Origin of the sequence: Oceanibium sediminis (assembly GCF_003265325.1) — a bacterium.
Classification (GTDB): domain Bacteria; phylum Pseudomonadota; class Alphaproteobacteria; order Rhodobacterales; family Rhodobacteraceae; genus Halovulum; species Halovulum sediminis.
The window spans coordinates 302715-324395 of sequence record NZ_QGNX01000004.1; the positions used below are offsets into that span (position 1 = coordinate 302715).

18 protein-coding genes are annotated in these 21681 nt (G+C 65.8%); 13 read left to right on the forward strand and 5 right to left on the reverse strand.

Annotation, left to right across the window (positions count from 1 at the left end; genetic code table 11):
• Nucleotides 1-41: 41 nt before the first annotated feature.
• Together DJ029_RS12605 and DJ029_RS12610 are read right to left on the reverse strand one after the other, a co-directional pair.
• On the reverse strand, nucleotides 42-446 hold the full coding sequence (locus DJ029_RS12605; RefSeq protein WP_112322820.1) for a MerR family transcriptional regulator: 405 nt from the start codon (nucleotides 444-446) through the stop codon (nucleotides 42-44).
• A complete protein-coding gene (locus tag DJ029_RS12610; protein WP_112322821.1) occupies nucleotides 446-2965 on the reverse strand; it encodes a heavy metal translocating P-type ATPase in 2520 nt (839 codons plus the stop codon). Before DJ029_RS12610 ends, DJ029_RS12605 begins: the two co-directional genes overlap by 1 nt.
• Before the next feature lie 265 nt (nucleotides 2966-3230).
• On the opposite strand from DJ029_RS12610, the gene DJ029_RS12615 reads away from it, so the two are divergent.
• Complete coding sequence (locus DJ029_RS12615) at nucleotides 3231-4106, forward strand: hypothetical protein (protein WP_112322822.1); 876 nt, start codon at nucleotides 3231-3233, stop codon at nucleotides 4104-4106.
• Here DJ029_RS12615 and DJ029_RS12620 read toward each other — a convergent pair.
• A complete protein-coding gene (locus tag DJ029_RS12620; RefSeq protein ID WP_112322823.1) occupies nucleotides 4103-5449 on the reverse strand; it encodes a tetratricopeptide repeat protein in 1347 nt (448 codons plus the stop codon). The genes DJ029_RS12615 and DJ029_RS12620 overlap by 4 nt on opposite strands.
• A 218-nt stretch (nucleotides 5450-5667) precedes the next feature.
• Between DJ029_RS12620 and DJ029_RS12625 the strand changes: the two genes are divergently transcribed.
• The 12 genes from DJ029_RS12625 (at nucleotide 5668) to DJ029_RS12680 (ending at nucleotide 18679) form a co-directional block, all read left to right on the forward strand.
• Nucleotides 5668-6735 (forward strand): ABC transporter ATP-binding protein, encoded by a 1068-nt coding sequence (locus tag DJ029_RS12625; RefSeq protein ID WP_112322824.1) that lies wholly within the window; start codon nucleotides 5668-5670, stop codon nucleotides 6733-6735.
• Between the two features lie 31 nt (nucleotides 6736-6766).
• Nucleotides 6767-8011 carry an ABC transporter substrate-binding protein gene (locus tag DJ029_RS12630; RefSeq protein WP_112322825.1) on the forward strand — a complete coding sequence of 415 codons (1245 nt, stop codon included), beginning with the start codon at nucleotides 6767-6769 and terminating at the stop codon, nucleotides 8009-8011.
• 58 nt (nucleotides 8012-8069) lie between these two features.
• Nucleotides 8070-8948: a carbohydrate ABC transporter permease gene (locus DJ029_RS12635; protein ID WP_112322826.1), complete on the forward strand. Its 879-nt coding sequence runs from the start codon at nucleotides 8070-8072 to the stop codon at nucleotides 8946-8948.
• A gap of 9 nt (nucleotides 8949-8957) precedes the next feature.
• The gene (locus tag DJ029_RS12640; protein ID WP_112322827.1) at nucleotides 8958-9791 is read left to right on the forward strand and encodes a carbohydrate ABC transporter permease; all 834 of its coding nucleotides are present in this window, start codon (nucleotides 8958-8960) and stop codon (nucleotides 9789-9791) included.
• 20 nt (nucleotides 9792-9811) lie between these two features.
• Nucleotides 9812-11098: a sulfatase family protein gene (locus tag DJ029_RS12645; protein ID WP_112322828.1), complete on the forward strand. Its 1287-nt coding sequence runs from the start codon at nucleotides 9812-9814 to the stop codon at nucleotides 11096-11098.
• Between the two features lie 49 nt (nucleotides 11099-11147).
• On the forward strand, nucleotides 11148-12167 hold the full coding sequence (locus DJ029_RS12650; RefSeq protein ID WP_112322829.1) for a LacI family DNA-binding transcriptional regulator: 1020 nt from the start codon (nucleotides 11148-11150) through the stop codon (nucleotides 12165-12167).
• A gap of 63 nt (nucleotides 12168-12230) precedes the next feature.
• Nucleotides 12231-14492 (forward strand): glycoside hydrolase family 2 protein, encoded by a 2262-nt coding sequence (locus DJ029_RS12655; RefSeq protein WP_112322830.1) that lies wholly within the window; start codon nucleotides 12231-12233, stop codon nucleotides 14490-14492.
• Nucleotides 14489-15928, forward strand: a complete 1440-nt coding sequence (locus DJ029_RS12660) for an aldehyde dehydrogenase family protein (protein WP_198671144.1) — start codon at nucleotides 14489-14491, stop codon at nucleotides 15926-15928. The genes DJ029_RS12655 and DJ029_RS12660 overlap by 4 nt, the downstream gene beginning before the upstream one ends.
• A 101-nt stretch (nucleotides 15929-16029) precedes the next feature.
• Nucleotides 16030-16446, forward strand: a complete 417-nt coding sequence (locus DJ029_RS12665) for an RrF2 family transcriptional regulator (RefSeq protein WP_112322831.1) — start codon at nucleotides 16030-16032, stop codon at nucleotides 16444-16446.
• A gap of 30 nt (nucleotides 16447-16476) precedes the next feature.
• A complete protein-coding gene (locus DJ029_RS12670; protein WP_112322832.1) occupies nucleotides 16477-16764 on the forward strand; it encodes a DUF6522 family protein in 288 nt (95 codons plus the stop codon).
• Between the two features lie 370 nt (nucleotides 16765-17134).
• Nucleotides 17135-17833 (forward strand): maleate cis-trans isomerase family protein, encoded by a 699-nt coding sequence (locus DJ029_RS12675; RefSeq protein WP_232823066.1) that lies wholly within the window; start codon nucleotides 17135-17137, stop codon nucleotides 17831-17833.
• Nucleotides 17834-17917: 84 nt separating this feature from the next.
• Complete coding sequence (locus DJ029_RS12680; protein ID WP_112322834.1) at nucleotides 17918-18679, forward strand: GntR family transcriptional regulator; 762 nt, start codon at nucleotides 17918-17920, stop codon at nucleotides 18677-18679.
• Here DJ029_RS12680 and hydA read toward each other — a convergent pair.
• Entirely contained in the window at nucleotides 18676-20091 is a 1416-nt protein-coding gene (gene hydA / locus DJ029_RS12685; protein ID WP_112322835.1) for a dihydropyrimidinase, read from the reverse strand. The two genes, DJ029_RS12680 and hydA, sit on opposite strands and share 4 nt — an antisense overlap.
• A 24-nt stretch (nucleotides 20092-20115) precedes the next feature.
• A complete protein-coding gene (locus DJ029_RS12690; protein ID WP_157966363.1) occupies nucleotides 20116-21630 on the reverse strand; it encodes an amidohydrolase family protein in 1515 nt (504 codons plus the stop codon).
• Nucleotides 21631-21681 lie beyond the last annotated feature (51 nt).

The following is a 21681-nucleotide window of genomic DNA, read 5'->3' on the forward strand; positions in this document are numbered from 1 at the left end:
GAGCGCGCACCGCGGCATGGGTCCCGCGGGGGCAAGGTATGTCAGGCGCGGCCCTGCGCCGCGCCGGTGCCAAGGGTATCCAAAATCGGGCAATCGGGGCGGGTGCCGCCCGCGCAGGCCCGCACCAAGCTGGACAGGGTTTCGTGCATCCCCGACAGGTCCGCGATCTTCTGTTCGACCCGGCGAAGGTGGCCCTGCGAGACGTCCTTCACCCCGGCGCTGGCGCGCGTCCCGTCAGCCCGCAGGTCAAGCAGGACCCGGCAATCCTCGATACTGAAGCCTAGTGCGCGGGCCCGCCCGAGAAAAACGAGCCTTTGCATGTCGCCCTCGCGAAAGGCGCGATACCCGTTCGCGCCCCTCGGTGGTTTCAAGAGGCCGATTTCCTCGTAGTAGCGGATCGTCTTTGGCGGCAACCCGGTGCGGGCGGCGACATCGCCGATGTTCATCAGGCAGCCTCTTGCCGGCGCGGGGCGACGGGGCGCGGCGCGTGGTCCGCCGCCGAAGGGGCGGGCTGGTCCAGAAGCACCGGCTTGACGCCGCGCAACCGCAGCGCGTTGCTGACCACGAAGACCGAGGACGCGGCCATGGCGCCGGCGGCCAGCATCGGCGACAGCAGCGTGCCGCCGAACGGGTAAAGGACACCCGCCGCGACCGGGATCAGCGCTGCATTGTAGGCGAAGGCCCAAAACAGGTTTTGACGGATGTTGCGCATGGTCGCGCGGCTGATGGTCAGCGCGTTCACCACGCCCGCCAGGTCACCGGACATCAGCACCACGTCCGCCGCCTCAATCGCGACATCGGTGCCCGAGCCGATGGCGACACCGGTATCCGCCTCGGCCAGGGCGGGGGCGTCGTTGATCCCATCGCCGACGAAGGCGATCGTCCCATGCGCATCGCGCAGCTGCTTCAGCGCGGCGACCTTGCCCTCGGGCAGCACCTCGGCGACGACGTGATCGATGCCCAGCGTGCGCGCAATGGCATTGGCCGTCGCCTGGTTGTCGCCGGTGATCATCGCCACCTTCAGCCCCAGCTCATGCAGCGCCGAGATCGCCGCGGGCGTGCCCTGCTTGATCGGATCCGACACGCCCAGCGCGGCCACGGCCTGACCGTCAATCGCGGCATAGAGCGGCGTTTCCGCCCGCGCCGCGATCGCCTGCCCCTGCGTGGCGAGCGGGCCGATATCGATCCCCTCGGACGCAAGGAAACGGTCCGCGCCGATCAGAACCGACGCCCCGGCGACGCGCGCGCGTGCGCCCATGCCGGTGACCGCCTCGAAAGACTCCACCGGCGGCAGATCGAGGCCCCTGGCCTGCGCCGCGCGCACAATGGCCTGCGCCACGGGGTGTTCGGACTGCACCTCGACCGCGGCGAGCATCGCGAGGATCTCGTCCTCGGCGCGTTCCCCGGTCATGCGCAGCGTGGTCAACTCCGGCTTGCCCTCGGTCAGGGTACCGGTCTTGTCCAGCGCGATCACGGCGGCGTTCTGCAACCCCTGCAGCGCGTCGCCCTTGCGGAACAGAACCCCAAGCTCCGCCGCCCGCCCGGTGCCGACCATGATCGAGGTCGGCGTCGCAAGCCCCATGGCGCAGGGGCAGGCAATGATCAGCACCGACACCCCGACAACGATGGCGAGGTTCAGCGCCGGCTCCGGCCCGAACAGCAGCCAGGCCGCCACGCTCAGCACCGCGAGGCCCATCACCACGGGCACGAAAACCCCCGTGACCCGGTCCACCAACGCCTGGATCGGCAGCTTTGCGCCCTGTGCGTCCTCGACCATGCGGATGATGCGTGACAGCATCGTGTCCGCGCCGACCGCCGTGGCGCGGAAACTCAGTGCGCCATTGCCGTTGACGGTGCCGCCCACGACCTTTTCGCCGGGCGCCTTCTCGACCGGGACCGGCTCGCCCGTGATCATGCTCTCATCGACGTAGGACGTACCTGTCAGCACCTCTCCGTCGACGGGAACCTGCTCGCCGGGGCGCAGGTGAAGGATGTCGCCCACCACCACCTCGCGGATCGGCGTTTCGACCAGCTGGCCGTCACGCTCCACCCGTGCGGTCTTGGGCTGCAAACCAACCAGGTGCTGGATCGCCGCGCCGGTGCGCCCCTTGGCGCGGGCCTCGAGCATGCGGCCGAGCAGGATCAGCGTGGTGATGACGGCGGCCGCCTCGAAATAGACGGCGCGCGTGCCCTCGGGGAACAGCCCCGGCAGGAACAGCGCGAAGACCGAGTAGATCCAGGCGGCGAAGGTGCCGACCGCAACCAGCGAGTTCATCTCGGGCGCGCCGCGCAGCAGCGCCGGAACGCCCTTGGTGAAGAAGCCCCGGCCGGGCCAGACCAGAACGATGGTGGTCAGCAGGAACTGGATCGTCCAGCTCACCTCATGTCCCATGGTGCGCCCGATCAGCGCGTGCATGCCGGGAACGAAATGCGCGCCCATCTCCAGCACGAATACCGGCAGGGTCAGGATGGCCGCGATGGCGAGATTGCGGCGCAGCTCGTCCGCCTCGTCGGCCTTGCGCGCGCTGTGATCCTCGGCATCCACATCGGCGGCGGGCGTCGCGGCGTAGCCGGCATCGCTGACCGCGCGCGCCAGCGCCTCGGCGCTGGTCGCCCCGTCGAGGTAGCGCACCCGCGCCTCTTCGGTCGCGAGGTTGACGGAAGCTTCGATCACCCCGGGCTGGGCCTTCAGCGTGCGCTCCACCCGCCCGACGCAGGAGGCGCAGGTCATCCCCGCAACGCTGAGCGTGTCCGAAAGGATCACCGCCGGATACCCCGCCTTGTCCAGCGCGGCGGCAAGGTCGGGTTCCAGCCCGGCGCGCGTCACCTGCACGCTGGCCGTTGATGTCGCAAGGTTGATGTCCCCCGACGCGACCCCGTCGACCGTGGCGAGCGCGCGCTCGGCGCGCCCGACACAGGACGCGCAGGACAATCCCGTCACCTTGAGCTTGATGTTCTCAGTCATCCCAATCCTTCCGATTCCCGTCAGTTTCCCCCTACGTAGGGCTTCCAGTTACGGGAAGGTCAAGAGCCTTCGCAGCCCTGCCCCGAATGCTTAGCTGCACATGGACGCGCCGGTTCCCGCCGACACCCCGGTGCGGCGACGTAGACATCCGGATTCCTGCATGGATGTGTTACATTCAGAACAGATCGCCCCCGCCCCCCTGACGGATGATGTCCCCGAGCCTTGCCGGCCACCACATGCGGACCAACGGACAAAGGGTGAGAGTATGACGATGCAGCTTCTTCAGAACCACGAACCGATCCTCGACATGCGCGCCGAAGCGGATGCGCGGATCCGCTTTGACGCCGAGGCGGTGATCATGGAGGCGGATTTCTCCGACCTCGCCTTCGACGCACCCGCACAAGTCGAGCTGTTCTATGACCGGTTGGAAGAGCTGATCGCCGCGAGCGGACGCCAGAAGTGGTTCTTCCTCGTCAACTATCACAACTGCCGTATCCAGCAACCCTGCTGGCTGGCGCATTCGATGCGCGGCAAGCGGCTGAACGTGACGCATTCCCTCGGCTCGGTGCGATTCGATGCGAGCGAGGAGACGACGCGCGAAATCCGCGCCCGCGCCAATACGGAGGCTTTCGACGCCAACCTCTTCGACAACCGCGAAGACGCCCTCGCCCGGATCGAGGTTCTGAAACAGGCGGTCCCTGCGTGGATCCTGCGCACGCGCCGCCCCTCGCGCATCGCGAAGGCGGAGGTCGACGGGCGGATCTCGTTCCACCCGCACGAACGGATCATGGAGGTGGATTTCACCGGCCTCGACCTCGACGGGGCGCCGGAGGTCGACATGATCTACGACACGCTGGAGGAACGGCTGGAGCAGACCGGGCGCAAGTGGTTTTTCCTTGTCGACTACACGGATTGCCGGATCGACCTGCGCGCCTGGATCCCCCACTCGCAAAGGGGCAAGCGCCTGAACGAGCACTGGGCGCTCGGCGCGGTCCGCTACGGCACCAGCCCCGAGATCGCGGCAGAAATCCGCAAGCAGGCCGCCCGCAAGGACTTCGTGCCGAACGTCTTTAGCACCCGTGCCGAGGCGCTGGAGCGTATCGCGGCGATGCGCGGCGCGCTTTCCGCCGACGAAACCTAGCCGCCCGCCGGTGCGCCGGTCACACCCAGCGCTTCAGAAATGCGTTGCATCGGGGCGGAATGGGGCCGCGCGTCCAGGTAGGCGTTCACCAGCCGACGCGCCGCCCGTGTCTGCCCCGCCGCGATGGTGGTGTCCACGAGCAGGATCTCAAGCATGTCGCGCTGCGCGATACTGCCCCCCATGGCGGGGAAGTCGTAACGCGCGTCCCTCAGGATCTGTGCCGCCGCGCCATGCCGCCCCGCGCGCCGGGCCTGCATGGCCTGTGACAGCGGCAGGCAGATCCGAGCGCTGGCGATCCGGTCGAACGATGTGCCGCCCGCTGCATAATCCGACAAGTCCCGCGCGAGGCGGCCGAGCGCCGTATCCTCCCCTGCCATGGCAAGCGCGATGAGCAGGTGGACATCGGCGAAGGTCAGGGCGCGATCCTCAGCAAGGTGCGCGCAGTTCTGCACCAGGTCCTGCCAGCGGCTTGCGCAGTCGCCCCCCGCCGCGTCCACCCGGTAAAGAAGCGAAGCGCAGTTCGACATCTCCAGGTAGCCCACCGGGGCGGTCGGGGCGAGGCGGTGATCGTAGTAGGCCAGAACCTGGTCCATGTCGCCGGTTTCGTAGTGAAACAGCGCCTCATGCCACCAGAGGTGATGGCGCATGGGCCCGCGATCCTGCCAGTAGCTTTCGGGTTTCTGCATCCAGGCGATCCCGTCGGACAGGTCGCCGCGCGCCTCCATCACGTGGGCGACGGAATGGACGCACCACAGGTCATCCGGCGCAAGCTCCGCGCCACGGCGGCCCAGCCTTTCTGCGCGGGCGTAGGCGCCCGCCTCCTCCAGCGCCATGCAGGCCATGCCGTAGACGATCCCCGCGCCGGGAATGTCGTCATGCCAGTCCGTCAGCGCGCGGGCCATTGTGGTGCGCAGCACCTCGGGGCTGCCGAAGAAGATGGCGTTCACGTGCTGTAGCCTGAGCGCCAGCAGGTCGTGGGGCGCATCGACCAGCAGCCCGTCCAGCGCGGTTTGCGCGGCGCGCAGGTCCCCCGCCGCCCAGCAGGACAGTGCGTGGATCAGCTGGCGTTCCCGCGCCGTCGCCCCGCCGGAGTGTGCCGCCGCCTTTGAAAGGGCGTCTTTCGCGCGCGGGATCATCGACTGCTGGCGGTTCAGGATGAACAGCGCCCCCTTCAGCGCCCAGGCGCCGGGGCATTCGGGATCCTGCGCCAGCACCTTGTCGATGCGAGCCATGGTATCGGCGCGGTATGTCAGGAATCGCTCGATCGTGTCGAACAACAGCTGTGCGGTGTTTTCGCTGGCGGCGGTCCAGTGGACGCCCCTGGAATCGGCAATTCGCACCATGGCGGCACCCCCTTTTCAAACATCATAGCATGGATTGCGGCACCGGTCGGGACCGGCGCGCAAAGGTCAGTCCCGATTGGCTCCCCCCCCCCCTGTAGGGCGGGTTTTCCCGAGCCTCGTGCACGGAACGTCACGCGCCGAAGCGACAGCACGCTTGACTCTAGGTAAACTTTAGTGAACTTTACCAATCACGGAATTGAAGATCCTTGGGAGGGGAAATGTCAGGCGTAACGCTGAAGAAAGTTCGCAAGGATTACGGGTCCGTCGTGGCCATCCCTTCGCTTGACCTGGAAATCGAGAACGGCGAATTCTGCGTCTTCGTCGGACCTTCGGGATGTGGCAAGTCCACCTTGCTGCGCACCATCGCCGGGCTAGAGGATCTGACCGAAGGCCAGATCGTGATCGGCGATCAGGACGTGAGCGACCGCCACCCCGGCCAGCGCGGCGTTGCGATGGTGTTCCAGAACTACGCGCTCTACCCCCATATGAGCGTGCGTCAGAACATGGCCTACGCCCTGCGGCTGGCCGGGGAACCCAAGGCGGAGATCAAGAAGAAGGTCGACCGCGCCGCCGAGATCCTGGGCCTGGAAGCCTATCTTGATCGCAAGCCCGCCGAACTGTCCGGCGGTCAGCGCCAGCGCGTGGCGATCGGGCGGGCCATCGTGCGCAACCCCAAGGTCTTCCTGTTCGACGAGCCGCTATCCAACCTGGACGCGGAATTGCGCACGCGGATGCGCCTTGAGCTGTCTGAGCTGCACCAAGCCCTTGGCACGACGATGATCTACGTCACCCACGACCAGGTCGAGGCGATGACACTGGCCGACAAGATCGTCGTGCTGCGCGCGGGGCGGATCGAACAGGTGGGCAGACCGCTGGAGCTGTATGACGACCCGGTCAACAAGTTCGTGGCCGGCTTCCTCGGCTCGCCCAGCATGAACTTCCTGCCCGCCCGCTGGGCCGATGGCCGACTGGTGCTGGAGGATCTTGAGGGCGCGACGCTGTCCATGGCCGCCAAGGCGCCGGAAAGCGGCAAGGCCATTGTCGGCATCCGCCCCGAACACCTTGAAATCGGCCCCGAGGGCGCGCCGCTGAAGCTGCGCTCGGTCGAGCAGCTGGGCGGCGTCACCTATGGCTACGCGATCCTGCCCTCGGGCCAGGAATTCTGCGTCGACCTGAAGGGGCGGCGCGATATCCGCGCGGGCGACACGGTGACCCTGGTCATCCCGGAAACGCACGCGCTGGTGTTCGACGCGGAAACCGAGAACCGGATCCGGCCGTCGAAATAATCGATACTCTAAAACAACTTGGGAGGATAAAATGACAAAATCATTCTGGTTGCGCAGCACCGCGGTGGCACTTGCACTGGGGCTGAGCGGGGGCGCGACGTCCGCCGAAACCCTGCGCGTCTATTTCAACGCCGGTCACGGCTATGACACCTACATGGACGCCATTGCCGAGTTCGAGGCGGACAACCCCGGCTGGGAAGTCCAGTTCGAGAAATTCCAGTGGCCCGACCTGCGCACCAAGCTTGTAGCGGATTTCGCCGCCGACAACGCGCCCGACCTGGTGGCGAACCCCGGCGGCTGGGTGCCGGAATTCGCCTTCAAGGACCTGCTGACGCCGCTGGACGAGTTGGCCGCGCGGGATCAGGCAGAGTTCGACTTTCCCGGCGACTGGTTCGACAGCGCCGTTGCCCAGAACACCATCAACGACCAGATCTACGGCCTGCAGATCCACCTGACCTGCGCGACGCTTGTCTACAACAAGGACATGCTGGCCGATGCCGGGTACGACGCGCCCCCCACCACCTGGGAGGAGTTCCGCGAAGTGGCCAAGGCGACCACCAAGCCCGGTGTCTTCGGCTTCGCACCGAACTCCGCCTTCATCTATTACTGGCCCTGGGTGTTCCAGAACGGTGGTGAGTATTACAACTCGGAAATCGGCGAGGTCGGGATCGGCTCGGACGCGTCGATCGAGGCGCTGCAGTTCCTGGCCGACCTGATCCACGAAGACCGCTCTGCCCCCGTGCCGGTGGCGGGTGCCGACTACGAGGGGCCGCAGAAGCTGTTCACCTCTGAGCGCGCGGCGATGATCCTGACCGGCCCCTGGGACATCAACCCGATCCGCACCGGCAACCCGGAACTGAACTGGGGCGTCGCCCCGTCGCTGACGAACGCGGAGCAGGCCACGATCCAGGGCGGTGTCGCGCTGTCGATCCCGAAGGGGGCGACCCACCCGGACATGGCATGGGAGCTGGCAAAGCGGCTGACCTCTCTCGAGGTCGAGGTCGAAACCTCGCTGCAATACTCGATGACCATGCCGCGCAAGTCCTGGCTGGCCGATGAACGGGTCCAGGCGGATCCGCTGCTGGGCCAGTTCGGGTCCTGCCTGCCCTACTCGCAGCCCGTACAGCTGCCGCTGTCCCTGACCGGCAAGTACGACCCGGCCGTCGATACGGTGATCCAGACGGCCTTCGAGGAGGTGCTCTATTCCAACGAGCCCGCCGCCGACGTCCTGCCCGAGGCCGCGGCCGAGGCGAACAAGATCATCGCCGGCAAGTGATGCCAACCGCCTCGGCGCACACGCGCCGGGGCCCCACTGCAAGCCGAAAGAACGGGCCATGACCTACCGACAGCGCCGCGCACTGACAGCCTATGCCTTTCTGTCGCCAGCGATCGTCTATTTCCTGATCTTCTTCTTCTGGCCGATCGCGATCGAATTCTGGGCCAGCTTCCGCACCGGGCAACCGCTGATCGGCGAGTCCACCTACGCGGGGTTCACGAATTACATCGCCATCGTGACGGACAAACTGGCGATCAAGGCGGTCAGCGCGACGATGATCTATGCCATCGGCTCCACCGTGTTCACGCTGGTGATCGCGCTTGGCCTCGCCTCGATCCTGGCGGGGCCGCTGAAGGCGCGCAACACGATCCGCGCGATCCTGTTCTTTCCCTACATCGTGTCCTTCGTGATTTCCGCGCTGATGTGGAAGTCCATTCTGGACCCCTATACCGGGCTCTTGAACGCCGCCCTGCTGAAGCTGGGCCTGCCGCCGCAATACTGGCTGACCGATCCGGACGCCGCGATCTGGGTGTTGGTCGCCGTGTCCGTGTGGAAGGACATCGGCTACGCTGTGCTGATCTACATTGCCGCTATCCAGGGCATTCCGAGCCACCTGTACCAAGCGGCCGAGCTGGACGGCGCGCGCCGCTTCCAACTGTTCCGCGACATCACGCTGCCGCTTCTGATGCCCACGACGTTGTTCCTGGCCGTGGTGATCATGATCGCCTCGATGCAGGAAATGGCCCTGCCCTACTTGATGACCGGAGGCGGCCCGGCCAATGCGACGCGGCTTTACTCGCTGCACGTCTACGAAACCGCCTTCCAGGGGCTGAACATCGGCTACGCCTCGGCGCTTTCCTTCGCGATGTTCCTGCTGATCCTGCTGATCACCTGGGTGCAGTTCAAGCTGCTCAACCGCGACATCCGCCACGTATAGGAGGCAAACATGGCCCATAAACATACCTATTCCGCGGCGTCGCGGTTCTGGATCTACCCCGTGATGATCGTGTTCGTGCTGCTGGCGATGCTGCCGTTCCTCTACATGGTGTCCCTGTCGCTTCAGAGCGACGCGGAGATGTTCTCCGGCCAGGTCGTGGTGATCCCCGAGGAATTGCAGTTCACCAACTACGTCACGATCTGGGAAAAGGCGCCCTTCGCGCGGTTCATCCTGAACTCCTTCATCGTGGCGGGCACCATCGCGTTCCTGCACGTGCTGTTCGACCCGCTGATCGGCTACGTGTTCGCGAAGATGGAGTTTCCGGGCAAGCGGTTCATGTTCGTCGCGCTTTTGTCGACGCTGATGATCCCCTTCTTCGTGCGCCTGATCCCGCTTTACATCATGACGGCCAAGTTCGGGCTGCTGAACACCTACACCGGGCTGATCCTTCCCTTCGCGATGAGCGCTTTCGGCATCTTCCTGATGCGCCAGTTCATCCTGCCGATCCCCGATGACCTGATCGCCGCCGCGCGCCTGGACGGCGCCAGCGAGCCGCGCATCTTCTTCGATATCGTGCTGCCCCAGATCGGGCCGGCGATCGCGACCGTGGCGCTGCTGACCTTCGTCTTCCAGTTCAACGAGTTCATCTGGCCGCTGGTCGTCGTGTCTTCTGAGAACATGCGCCCGATCACCACCGGGCTGACGCTTTTCAACCAGGAATTCTTCACGCAGTGGAACCTGACGGCCGTGGGCGGGATGCTTCTGTTCCTGCCGTGTTTCCTGCTCTACCTCGTCGCACAACGGCACTTTGTCCAAAGCGCCATGCTGTCGGGTATGAAATAAAAGATAACAAGGAACCGATAATGTCGAGCAAGCCGAACGTACTCGTATTCTTCACCGACCAGCAGCGATGGGACACCGTCGGCGTGCACGGCAACGCGCTGGATGTCACGCCGAACTTCGACCGGCTGGCCAAGGCGGGCTGTTTCGTCCCGAACTCCTTCACCGCGCAGCCGGTCTGCGGGCCTGCACGCTCGATCTTCCAGACCGGGCGCTACCCGACGGCCACGGGGTGTTACCGCAACGACATCCCCCTGCCCGAGGGCGAGCAGACGCTGGCGCATCACTTCAGCAACCACGGTTATGACACTGCCTATATCGGCAAGTGGCACCTGGCCGAGGGTGAGCCTGTGACCAAGCCCCAGCAGGGCGGGTACAAGTACTGGCTGGCGTCCAACATCCTGGAGTTCACCTCCTGGCCCTACAAGACGCGGCTGTTCGACGGGGACGGCCACCCCCACGATCTGCCCGGCTACCGCGTCGACGCGCTGGCGGACGCGGCGATCCGCTACATGGCGGAACCGCGCGACGACCCGTTCTTCCTGTTCCTGTCGTTCCTTGAGCCGCACCACCAGAACCAGCATGACAACTACCCCGCCCCGGTGGGCTACGAAGAGCGGCTGGCCGCGCGGGCGGTGTCCTACCCGCCGGACCTCGACACGCTTGGCGGCACGACGAAGGACCACTACCATGGCTACATGGGCATGGTCGCGCGCCTGGACGAAGCATTGGGGCGGGTCGTTGACGCGCTGATCTCGCTCGACCAGCTGGACAACACGATCATCCTGTTCACCTCGGACCACGGCTGCCACTTCAAGACGCGCAACAACGAGTACAAGCGTTCGTGCCACGAGGCGTCGATCCGCGTGCCCACCCTGTTCCACGGCCCCGGGTTCAATTCCGGCATGCCGCTGACGCGCAACTGCTCGCTGGCCGATCTGCCGCCCACGCTGCTGGACGCCGCCGGGATCGAGGTACCCCAGTCCATGCAGGGCCATTCGCTGCTGCAACCGATGGAGGGCAGCGACGACATTTTCATCCAGATCAGCGAAAGCCAGGTCGGGCGCGCGCTGCGTCACGGCCAGTGGAAATACTGCGTGTCCGCCGCGCACCGCGATCCCTTCGATCACGCGGGCAGCGACATGTACCGCGAAACGCATCTCTACGACCTGGAAAGCGACCCGTGGGAGCTGGAAAACCTCGTTTCCTCGGACTCTCACAAGGATATCCGCACCTCCCTGGCCGAGCGGCTGATCGCCCGCATGGTCGAGGTGGGCGAACTGCCCCCCCGGATCGAGCCGCACACATGAGCACGGGCCGAGCCTTCGGGCGCACACATCAGGATCGGGCTGACACGCAATGGCGACACTGAAACAGATATCCAAGATGACCGGCGTCGCCGAGTCCACGATCTCGCGCGTGCTGAACCGCGATCCGACGCTGTCGATCACGGACGAAAAGCGCACGCTGGTGATCGAGACGGCCGAGAAGCTGCAATACGTCACCCCCCGCGCCCGGCGCAGCCGCAGCGGGCCGGACCCGGTGTCCCTGCGCAAGCCCGAGGAACTGGTGTCGCTTGTGCTGGTCCACTTCCTGACCAGCCAGGAAGAGCTTTCCCGCCCCTTCTACATCGGTCTGCGCAAGGGGATCGAGGCGCGCTGCGAAGCCTATGGCATCAACATCGTGCGGATCCTGGAAAAGGATATGGACGCTGCCTCGCTGCACACGGCGCGTCATTCCGGCGTGCTGTCGATCGGCCAGCTTGAGCCCGACATGGTGGAGGCGATCAACAACCTTGGCATTCCGGTCGTGCTGGCGCATCCCGCGAAGCCGCCAACGCTGCTGGACGTGGCCTACGTGGACGTCGCCTCCGCCTCGGCCATGCTGTGCGAATGGCTGCTTGCGCGCGGGATCAAACGCCCCGCGCTGGTGGGCCTGGCCGCGGAGGCCGACGGCCGCCTCGACGGGTATCGCAGCGTGATGCAGCAGGCCGGCGGCTATGACCCGGACAACGTGTTCTACGACGGCGACCCAGACGCCACCGGCGGCACCGCCGTGGACCGGCTGTTCGAGCGGTTCGAGACCAGCGGAAAGCCCTTCCCCGATGCGCTGATCATCCACAAGGACCAGACCGCCGTGGAAGTCTACCAGGCGCTGGAGGCGCGGGGGCTGAAGATCCCCGACGACATTTCCGTCGTTGGCTTCAACGACAGCGCCGTAGCCAGCGTCCTGCGCCCCAAGCTGACCACGATCCGCCTCGACGCCGGCGTGATCGGAGAGGCCGCCGTCGACCTGCTGATGGAACGCCTCGCCGGGCGCAAGACCGCGAAGCACGTCCAGATCCAGCCCACAGTCACGGTCCGCGCCAGCACGATCTAGCCCCCTTTTCAGCAGGGGGGCTGCCCTATGACCGACAGATTCACCCATGGATGGAGTACTCCCATGCCGCACTCAGACCTGTTCTGTGACAACTGGACCTTCCGCGAAGGCTTCGAGGAGGCCTGGACCCGGCAGCCCCAGCCGGGCGAGACCGTCGCCCTGCCCCATAACGCCGTGGACCTGCCCTTCGACTACTTCGACGAGGCGGACTACCAGCGCATGTTCACCTACCAGGCCACGATCCCCTGGGAGGACGCCTTTGACGGCCAGGAAGTCTGGCTGCGCTTTGACGGTGCGATGGCGAACACCCGCGTCTACCTGAACGGCACGCTGCTGGGGCAGCACGCCGATGGCTACACCCCGTTCCGCATCCGCCTGAGCGGGCATCTGGTCAAGGGCGAAAACCTGGTCACCGTGGTCGTGGACGGCAGCGAGAACCCGGACATCCCCCCCTTTGGCGGGCAGATCGACTACCTGACCTATGCCGGGATCTACCGCGAGGTCTGGGTGGAGCGTGGCGATGCGATCACCATCCTCAACACCAAGATCGAAACCCCCGATCCGGTGGCCGAGCGCAAATCCGTGCGTGTGCGCACCTTCCTTGACAACCCGCAGGCACTTCCCGTCGCCGGGAACTGCCGCCTGACCCTGCGCGACAGCGCGGGTGCGATCATCGGCGAAGCCAGCGGCCCGCTTGGCGCGGACGGGGCAGAGCTGCGCATCGAGGGGATCGAGGGCGCGAGCCTCTGGTCACTCGACTCACCTGTGCTCTACACGGCAACCGTCACGATCACCGGCGAAGGCTTCTCGGACAGCCGCACCACGCAGTTCGGCTTCCGCGAGGCGCGGTTCACCACTGAAGGCTTCAAGCTGAATGGCGAGGTGATCAAGCTGGTCGGCCTGAACCGCCACCAGTCCTTTCCGTATGTCGGCTACGCCGCCGGGCGCGAAGCCCAGCAGCGCGACGCGGAAATGGTGAAGGACGATCTGGGCTGCAACATCGTGCGCACCTCGCACTACCCGCAGTCGACATGGTTCCTCGAGCACTGCGACCGGATCGGCCTGCTGGTGCTGGAGGAGATCCCCGGCTGGCAGCACATCGGCGGCGAAGCCTGGAAGGACGAGGCGGTGCGAAACGTGCGCCGGATGATCGAGCGGGACTGGAACCACCCCTCGATCATCATGTGGGGTGTCCGGATCAATGAATCGGTCGACGAAGACCCCTTCTATGCCCGCACCAACGCGCTGGCGCATGAGCTGGACACGACCCGGCAGACGGGCGGCATCCGCAAGCACATGCACTCCTCCCTGCTGGAGGATGTCTACACCTTCAACGATTTCGTGCTGGGCGAGTTCGAGCGCCCCAACACCAACGAAGTCCGGCGCGGCCTGCGCGAGCGGGACGAGGTGACGGGCCTGTCCCACGGCGTGCCCTACCTGATCACCGAGTACAACGGCCACATGTTCCCCACCAAGGTGATCGACAACGAGCTGCGCCAGATGGAGCATGTGACCCGGCATCTGGAGGTGCTGGACGCGGCCCATGCGGACCCGGCCATCGCGGGCTGCATCGGGTGGTGCATGTTCGACTACAACACCCACGCTGATTTCGGCTCGGGCGACCGGGTGTGCCATCACGGCGTCATGTCGATGTTCCGCGAGCCGAAGTTCGCCGCCCACGCCTATACCAGCCAGCTGGACCCGGCGCGCAAGCTGGTGATGGAGCCTGTCACCCACTGGGCACGCGGTGAGCGCAACATCGGCGGCGTCTTCCCGTTGATGATCCTGACCAACTGCGACCGGGTCCGCATGGTGCTGCCGAACGGGCAGCATGTGGACATCCTGCCGGACCGCGCGCGCTTCCCCCACCTGCCCCATCCGCCCGCGATCCTGCGCATCGACCAGATCGACGAAAACATCCTCGGGCGCTGGGGCATGTCCTGGCCCGATGTCGAATTCCAGGGCTTCCTGGGGGACGAGTGTGTCGCCACCCGCCGCTTCAGCGCGAAACCGGTATTGAGCACCCTGCAGGCCGCCCCGGACGCGGACAGCTTCGGCTGCGACTGCCAGGAAATGCGCGTGATCCTGCGCGCGCTGGACCAGGTGGGCAACGTGACGCCCTTCGTGGATCTGCCGGTGAACATCTCCGTCACCGGGGCCGCCACGTTGCTGGGACCGGACCAGGTCTCGCTCAAGGGGGGGCATACGGGGTTCTGGCTGCGCTCCACCGGGAAGCCGGGGCCGGTCGAGGTGATGCTGAAAACGCCGCGCCTCGCACCCGTCTCGCTGACCCTTGAGACGACGGAGACGGGAGAACGCGCATGACCCTGCCCGACACCCGGCGTTTCTACATCGACGGCGCGTGGGTCGACGCCTCCGACCGGACCACGCAGGACGTGATCAACCCCGCCACGGGAGCGGTCGTGACCCGCGTCGCCCTTGCCACGGCCGCTGACGTCGATTTGGCCGTCGCGGCCGCCAAGCGTGCGCTGCGGACATGCGCGGCCACCACGATGGCCGAGCGCAAGGCGATGCTGTTGCGCCTGCGCGATGCCTACCAAGCACGGATCGACGATATCGCCGCGGCGATCACGCAGGAACTCGGCGCACCGAAGGACCTGGCCCGCAATGGCCAGGCGGCGGCCGTGCTGGGCAAGATCGACGCCTTCATCGCGGCAGCGGACCACGTGCAGCTGAACGAGCGGCTGGACACCGGCCAACGCATCCTGCGCCAGCCCGTCGGCGTCGCCGCGCTGATCGCGCCCTGGAACTGGCCGTTGCACCAGATCATCCTGAAGGTCGGCGCGGCCCTTGCCGCGGGCTGCCCCATGGTGCTGAAACCCAGCGAGATGACCCCGATGAGCGCCAGCATCTTCGCCGAGGTCATGGCGGCGGCGGACCTACCGCGCGGCATGTTCAACATAATCCACGGGGACGGTGCGGGGGCTGGTGCGCCGCTCTGCGCGCACCCGGATGTCGCGATGATCTCCTTCACCGGGTCCACGGCGGCGGGCGAGGCGATCGCCCGCGCCGCCGCGCCGGGCTTCAAGCGCGTGGCGCTGGAACTGGGCGGCAAGTCCGCCTGCCTGGTCTTTTCCGACGCGGATCTTGAAGCCGCCATGACGGCTATCCTGAAGAAAGCATTCAATAACTCCGGCCAGAACTGCAACGCGCCGACGCGCATCCTTGTCGAGCGCGCGGCCTACGAACAAGCCATCGCAGCGGCCCGCAAGGTGGCCGAAACATGGTCCCTGGGCTGGCCTGACCAGCCCGGCCCCCATATCGGCCCGGTGGCGAACGCGCGCCAGTACGCCCATGTGCGCGCGATGATCGAAAGCGGGATAAAGTGCGGCGCGCGCATCGTCGCGGGCGGGCTGGACGTGCCGCAGGGCTTCGAAAAGGGCTGTTTCGTCGCGCCGACGATCCTTGCGGATGTCACCAACGACATGCCGGTCGCGGTGCAGGAAATCTTCGGCCCCGTCGTCGTGATGATCCCCTTCGAGGATGAGGACGACGCTCTCAGCATCGCCAATGACAGCGACTACGGGCTGGCCGCCTATGTCTACACGGCGGCTCGGGATCGGGCCGAGCGGATGATCGCGGGCCTGGATGCGGGCATGGTGCTGGTCAATGGCGCGGATATCGCGCCGGGCAGCCCCTTTGGCGGGGTCAAACGCTCTGGCATCGGGCGCGAGGGCGGCGTTTTCGGCATCGAGGAGTTCATGGAACTGAAACTGGTCGCCGAACCCCAGCCCTGCTGACGGATCGGCGCGCGATCCCCTGCGGCGATGGCGCCTTTGCAATTTCCCGCGCGCCTGCTAATAGGCATTGCAGATACCAATCCAGGCCGAGGGCTGGCACCATGCGTCTTACCTCTTTCACGGACTACGGGCTGCGCATGCTGATGCGCATGGCCAGCCAGCCCGATGACGCGCATTCCAGCGCCGACCTGGCCGAGGAATTCGGTCTGTCGCGCAACCACCTGGCCAAGATCATGCAGCGCCTGTCCCGTGCAGGGCTGATCGAAACCCGGCGCGGCGGCGGCGGCGGCGCGGTGCTGGCGCGCCCGGCCGAGGAAATCCGCCTCGGCGCTGTCATCCGCCTGCTGGAAGAGGGACAGGCCATGGTCGAATGTTTCGGCAGCGAAAGCGGGACCTGCACGATCGAGCCGCAGTGCCGCCTGAAAGCACGCCTGAAGTCCGCCGAGAACGCGTTTCTCGCGGACCTCGACCGGACCACGCTTGCCGATATCGCCCTCAGCCCTGCCCGCGCGGCCTGAGCGCGCCCACGCCGACCGGAAGGAAAACCGATGACGACAATCGAGCGCGACGGAGAGGACTTCGTGGTTCCCGCCACCATCCTGGCCGAGGCTTTCGGCCTGAGCGAGGTGGAGGTCCGCAAGAACATGCGCGCCGAGAACATCACCTCGCGATCGGAAAAGGGCGTGGGAGAGGACGACGGCCGCTGGCGGCTGACCTTCCACTTCCGCGACCGCGCCTGCCGCTTCATCGTCGACGAGAGCGGCACGATCCTGAAGCGGACGAGCTTCCCGATCCGCCATGGCGCGACGGCGAAAGGCGACGCGTCGGAAAGCTGATCCTTCGCGGGTGCTTCCCAGGGATGGGGCCGGCACGGGGACGCCGGCGCGCCGAAGCGCGGGAAACCGCCGAACAGGCGCCGGACCTGCCCACGTGCAGAGCGGTACTGCCGACCGTAATTGTAACTCCGTATCAATTAGTTACGGACCTTTCCTGACACATCAGGTGACCTTCCGCCGGACACGGCACCGCGCACGCTGGACCATGGCCAGACACCCCTTGCCGATATGTTCAGACTGCGCTCATAGGATGTTGATTGAGCTAAATTTTTTCACTATTGTATTCATTATTAGATTTGCAACAACGTGAGGCGGCCAGCAGCCGGGGAACTGAGACCACATGGACCAGAGAAACAGGACTTTGATAGGCGTGCTGACGCCCTCTTCCAACACCGTGCTGGAGCCTTTGACCAGCGCGATCATCGCGGACGTACCTTATGCCAGCGCGCATTTCTCGCGGTTCCGGGTCAAGGAAATCTCGCTCCGCGAGGAGGCCAACGACCAGTTCCGCCTTGAGCCGCAGTTGATGGCGGCCGACCTGCTGGCGGATGCCTACGTGAACTCCATCGTCTGGAGCGGCACTTCGGCAAGCTGGCTCGGCTTCGACAAGGATCGCGACATGTGCGCGAAGATCGAGGATCGCACGGGGATCGCCGCATCCTCCTCGGTGCTGGCGATCAACGAGGCGCTGGAACGGCTCGATGTCGATACCTTCGGGCTGGTGACGCCCTACGTCGATGACGTGCAGGAACTTATCGTGTCCAACTACCGGGATGCGGGCTATGAATGCGTCGCCGAACGCCACCTGGGCGAAACCGACAATTTCGCGTTTTCCAATACGACGCATGACACCGTCCGCCGCCTTGTGTATGAGGTTGCCGAAAGCAAGCCGGGCGCGATCGCGATCATGTGCACGAACATGCAAGGCGCCGCCATCGCGCGGGAACTGGAGCAGGAAACCGGAATTCCGATCCTCGATTCCACCGCCGCCGCCGTATGGGGCGGGTTGCGCGCGGCGGGACAGGACACGGCCGGTCTGGCGCGTTGGGGGTCGTTGTTCGGCCTTTGATGGCCGATCATTGACTACACATTCGCAGCCAAGGTTCGATATCTTGCCGTCAAGGCGAAGGCTGACCAGCACAGGAGAAGGCCCATGGCATTGCAGACGCGCCCCACTGCGGCATCCCGGGGCGCCAAGCGCGGGCGCAAGCCCATCAATCGGCAATCCCTGCACGATTACGTCGTCACCCACCTTCGCCAGATGATCGTCTCCGGCGCGCTGGCGCCGGGGGACAAGGTCAACGTGGTCAAGCTGGCCGAAACGCTGGACGTCTCGCTGACCCCGATCCGGGAGGGGCTGAAGGTACTGGCCGGTGAAAAGCTGGTGCAGCTGGTCCCAAACAAGAGCGCCCGCGTGTCCCCCATCACCGTGGAGGATACGATGAAGCTGTTCGATGTCATCGCCGGAATCGAGGCGCTGGCGGCGGAGCTGACCACCAACCGCATCACGCCGGCCGAGCTGGAAAAGCTGGAGGCGCTGCACGGCGAGATGAAGGAGCATTCCGCCAACAACGACACGAAGGCCTATTTCGCGCTGAACCGGAAGATCCACAACCTGCTGGTGGAATACTCCGGCAATGAAATCCTCGGGGAAATCCGCTCGCAACTGGCCCGCCGCGCCGAGCGTGTGCGTTTTCTTGCCCTTGCGTCGAACCAGCATCGCATCGCCGCCATGCAGGATCACGAGGACATGATGGACGCCCTGCGCCAGAGAAAGGCGGATGACGTGCACAGGATCTGGCGTCAGCACCTGATCAGTTCGGGCGAGGAAACCTGCCGCATCCTGGTCAAGACCCAGGCAATCAAGGCGGCAGAGGCGGCGCCGGACGCGGCGCCGCCCCGCAAGGACGCTTAGACGAACTCAGACCGCCCCCGCGTGCAGTATTCCCCGTCCCCTTTAGCACCGACGATCTTGTTGTCCTGCACCACGGTGCGCCCGCGGCAGATCGTGCGCACGGGCCAGCCCTTCACCTCCAGCCCCTCGTAGGGCGTGTAGTCCGAGCCGTGGTGCAGCGCATCCTGGGTGATGGTCTTTTCCACCTCGGGATCCCAGAGCACGATATCCGCGTCCGCCCCGATCACGATGGAGCCCTTCTTCGGGTACAGCCCGTAGATCCGCGCCGGGTTCGTCGCCGTCAGGGCAACGAACCGCTCGGGCGTGATGCGCCCCTTGCTGACCCCTTCGGAGAACAGGATCGGCAGCCGCGTTTCCACGCCGGGAATGCCGTTCGGCACCCAGCGGAAAGAGGTGCGGGCGCTGGGGTTGTCCTTGCCCGTATTGTTGCGCCCCTGGTAGCGGAACGGCGAGTGGTCCGAGCTGAACACGTCGAAGGTGCCGTCCTTGATGCCGCGCCAGATTGCTTCCTGGCTGGCGGTGTCGCGCGGCGGCGGCGAGCAGACGTATTTCGCCCCCTCGAAATCCATGTTCAGTCCCTTCAGGTCGTCCATGGTCAGTTGGATGTACTGGGGGCAGGTTTCCGCCAGTACCTTCAGCCCGCGCCGGCGCGCCCACTGGATCTGCTCCATCGGATCCTCGCCCGAGACGTGGACGATCATGATCGGGATCTCGCACAGCTGGGCGTGGCTGATCGCGCGGTGGGTCGCCTCGCGCTCGGCGATCTCGGAATGGGCAACGCCGTGGTAGTAGGGGGCGGTCTTGCCCTCCTGCTCAAGGCGGGCGGTCATGTGCTTGATCGCGTCGTGGCCTTCGGCGTGCACCATGACCAGCGCGCCCTCGCGGCGGGCGACGTCGAACACCTCCAGCAACTCGCTGTCGGTCAGCATCAGGTCGTCGTAGGTCATGAAGACCTTGAAGGACGTGTAGCCGTCCTTCACCAGCGCGGGCAGTTCCTGGCCCAGCACCTGCGGCGTGGGGTCGGAGATGATCATGTGGAAGGACACGTCGATGAAGCAGTTGCCTTCGGCCTTGGCGTGATATTCCTTCACGCATTCGCGCAGCGACTTGCCCTTTTCCTGCAAGGCGAACGGCAGCACCGTGGTGTTGCCTCCCGCCGCGGCCGAACGGGTGCCGGTTTCGAAATCGTCCGACATGATGGTGCCGTCCGACGTGGGCTGCGCGAAATGCACGTGGCTGTCGATCCCGCCGGGCATCACCATCAGGCCGGTGGCGTCGATCACCTCGACCCCGCCGTCGATCCCTTGGGAGATCTGCGCGATCTTGCCGTCGCGCACGCCGATGTCGGCGACATAGCGGTCGGACGCGGTCACGATGGTTCCGTTTCGGATGACTAGGTCAAATTCGGACATTCGGATTTCCTCAGGTTCGGTCAATCAACGGGCTCCGCCCGAAAGCCGGGCCGGGATGGTTTCGGGGGGGATCGCGCAGGCTTCGCACCTGGCATAGATCCGGCGGTAGGCGTCCTTGAAGCGATCCGTTTCCTGCTCGGCCTGCTTCAGCATCGGTTCGATTTCCGCGTGGCGCTCCCGGATCTCGGAAATCAGCGCCGCCTCGTTGATCTTGCACAAGTGTCCGCCGGCAAGAATTTCCTCACCGGCGACGAAGACCCGGTCAAGGGCGGCGCTGTCGGCGGCGAAGACAAGCTGGTGCAGCAGGTTGTTGGCGGGCACGAAGGGAATGCTGTCGAGCCGGAACACCGTCAGATCGGCGGTATAGCCGGGCGCCACGCGGCCAAGGTCATCCCCCCGCCCCAGCGCCGTGGCGCCGCCGACGGTGCCCGCGTGCCACGCCTCTTTCGCGCCGACCCATTGCTCGGGCTCCTGGTCGGCAACCTTGTTCACCAGCGCGGCCATGTTGACGGTGCGCATCATGTTCAGCGTCTCGGTCGAGCCGCATCCATCGGTGCCGAGGCTGACGTTCACGCCCGCGTCCAGCAAGGGGCGGATCGGCGCGATGCCGGAGCCGAGCTTGAGGTTGCTGGTCGGGTTGTGCTGCACGCTCGCGCCGCTTTGCGCGATGGTGTCGATATCCTCGGGCGTCAGCCATACCGCGTGGATCAGGCTGGTCTTGGGCTTCAGGAACCCGAGCGAGGCCAGGTGCTGGAACATCGTCTTGCCATACATCCGCTGCGCGGTGACGGCTTGCAGCCGCGTTTCGTGCACGTGAATGTTCACCGGCAGGTCGAACTCGTCCGCCAGGGCGCGCGCGTTGACCAAGAATTCGTCGGAACAGCGCTGCGGCGCCGAAGGCGACACCAGGTAGGACACCCGGTCGGTCGAGGGATGGCGGCTTTTGAGCAGGCCGCGGACGTAGGCGACAACCTCGTCCGGGGGGGTGGACTTGGTCTGGGAAAGCCGCTCCAGCAGTTCGGGGGGGAACTCCTCCTCGACGAAGGGGACGGCGCGGAAGAAGGGGCGGTCGAACATCGAGACGCCGACAAGGGCGCGCAGGCCAATATCCTCATACGCACTGACCGCCGCCTCGACATGTTCGGGCGTCAGGACCGGGCTGACGTTCAGATCGTCAACCAGGGTCGTGGTGCCGGTGCGCACCGCCTCGATCGCGCCGATCAGCGTGCGCAGGTAGACATCGCGCGCGGTGAGCGGCAGCGGCGTGACCGGGCGCACGTAGTTCATCCAGAGTTCCAGGGGCAGGTTGTCATAGCGCCCCTTGTAGAAATGCTCGTGCGAATGGTGATGACCGTTGACCAGCCCCGCGGTGACAAGGGTATCCCGGGCATCGATCCCTCTGCCCTCCGGCGGCGTCAGGCCCGTCGGGCGCACATCGGCGATCTGCGCGTCGCGCAGGACCACGTCGAAAGGCCCGTCCTGCCCCTCGGGGCGGTCACCGGGTAGTAGCTGGCAGCCGATCAGGGTCGTGCTTGGCATGGTCATGTTCCTGGGGTCGTCGGATGGTCGAGAATTGCGCCGCGGCAGGGA